The 2,178-nt window shown below is 51.3% G+C and carries 2 protein-coding genes; both read left to right on the top strand.

Annotation, left to right across the window (positions count from 1 at the left end; genetic code table 11):
• Nucleotides 1-182 precede the first annotated feature (182 nt).
• Nucleotides 183-365 carry a hypothetical protein gene (locus tag BWI97_RS25615; RefSeq protein WP_102203341.1) on the top strand — a complete coding sequence of 61 codons (183 nt, stop codon included), beginning with the start codon at nucleotides 183-185 and terminating at the stop codon, nucleotides 363-365.
• A 33-nt stretch (nucleotides 366-398) separates the two neighbouring features.
• Nucleotides 399-2,126, top strand: a complete 1,728-nt coding sequence (locus tag BWI97_RS25620; protein ID WP_102203342.1) for a RagB/SusD family nutrient uptake outer membrane protein — start codon at nucleotides 399-401, stop codon at nucleotides 2,124-2,126.
• Nucleotides 2,127-2,178 lie beyond the last annotated feature (52 nt).

Here is a 2,178-nt window from a genome sequence, read left to right on the forward strand (position 1 = left end):
CTCCAACCTTACGGCTGTTCATCAGCAGGCCTGGACGCCCGAACTGGGGGATGAAGCCAAATTCCCGCGTTTATCACTGCTGGGTGGCCTGAGTGATCCGCTTAGCTATCCGTCAACTTTCTGGCATTATTTCCGGAAATTTCCTGCGGCTCAGAACTGCTCAGATCGGCTATAATCTCCCCGTGGCATTCACACAGAAACTGGGCATTCCGGAAATGCGGATTTACGCAAATGGTTCGAACCTGTTCACGTTCACCAAACTCAGCCGACTGTATGAATTCGATCCTGAGATTAACTCCGGTACAGATCGGGTCAGCTACCCTCCTCAACGTTTGATTAACCTGGGCATTAGTGCCACTTTCTAGGAAGCATTAATCCCGTCCAACATATTGGTACGTATGAAAACTCTGAAAATTACAGGCTTAGCGATTGCTCTCCTGGCGGGAATTTCGGCCTGCCAGCAGGCCGACGATTTCCTTGAACCTAAAACCAGTGCCCTTGACGAGACGCTCGTTTTCCAGGACAGTCTCCGAACCATGGCTTTTGTTAACCGGATTTACGGTGATATCAGCTTTAGTTTCAACAAAGGTCGCTGGAGTTCGCACGGCAATAGTGAGCAGGCCACCGACGATGCCGAATATAAGTACTCGGGGGTTGGGCAAACGGCCGTTATTCTCTACAGTGGTACGCTTAGCCCGTTGAACTTTCCTTTTGGTGAATACTGGTCGTTACCTTACGCCAACATCCGCCGGGTGAATCTTCTGCTTACCAAACTCAGCAGCACGCCGCTTTCGCCCGCGTTGCAACGGCGGGTAACGGCCGAGGTTCGCTTTCTTCGGGCTTACTATTACTACAACCTGCTGACGGTTTTTGGTGGCGTACCACTGATTGGCGATAAGGTATTCGAGATCAACGATTTCATTGATCTGCCCCGAAATTCTTATCAGGAGTGTGTGGATTATGTCGTCAGCGAACTCGACGCTGCGGCTCAGGTACTGCCCAGCGTTGCCCAGTACTCGGAAGAAAACTACGGCCGTGCGACCAGAGGAGCCTGTCTGGCCTTGAAATCGCGTATGCTTTTGTATGCTGCGAGCCCACTCTTTAATGGTTCAGCGGAGACGCAAAATGCTACCTTGGCGTCCATTGTTAGCTATCCTACGTATCAGGCTAGCCACTGGCAACGGGCTGCTGATGCGGCAGAGGCGGTCATTGCTTCGGGGCAGTATAGCTTGATGGAAGACAATACCACGGCGGATGGTTACGGGTTTTATCAGGTCTTTTTGAAACGGGTAAATCCGGAGTACATCTTCTTCCAGAACCGCCCGGCTAACCGGGATATGGAGGGCTTTTACAACATGCCTACCCGGGGTGGCCAGAACAACTCGTACCCTACGCATAGCCTAGTTCAGTCGTTTCCCATGAAGAACGGAAAAGCAATCACCGATCCGACTTCCGGCTATGACCCTACGAAGCCTTACGACAACCGCGATCCCCGGCTGGGTTATTCCATCGTTTACAATGAATCCCTGTATTTTCTGCCCTCAGCGAATGCGTTGAGGCCCGTCTATACCTACGAGGGAGCCCCTTCGGACGGCTATACGTATTCGGGGCAAATGACCGGCTATTTTGCTCGTAAAATGTGTGATGTCAACGTTTCTGCCAATAGTAGTTTCACCACCGAACGCGGCTGGCCGTTACTTCGCTACGCGGAAATTCTGCTTAACTATGCCGAAGCCATTACTGAAGCCGGTAAACCGGAACTGGCCTACCCCAAGCTGGTAGCCCTTCGCAAACGAGCGGGTATTACGCCCGGTGCCGACCAATTGTACGGACTGAAAGCGAACATGACCCAGGCAGAAATGCGGGAGCTTATCCGCAATGAGCGACGCATTGAACTGGCTTTTGAGGATCATCGCTGGAATGACATTCGCCGCTGGAAAATCGCCATGTCGGTTAACAATGGGTTCAATACCCGAATCCGAATTGTAAGATCCGGCACGAATTATACCTATGAAGTTACGAACTCCATTCGTCGGCATAATTTCCGTACGGAAATGTACCTATTACCGATTCCCGACGGAGAAATCCGGAAAATGCCCGCTTCTCTGCAGAATCCGGGTTGGTAATGAATATTAAAGTAGAAGCCCGTGCCTAGAAATGTAGGCACGGGCTTCTACT

The organism is Siphonobacter sp. BAB-5405, from assembly GCF_002872335.1.
Taxonomy (GTDB): Bacteria; Bacteroidota; Bacteroidia; order Cytophagales; family Spirosomataceae; genus Siphonobacter.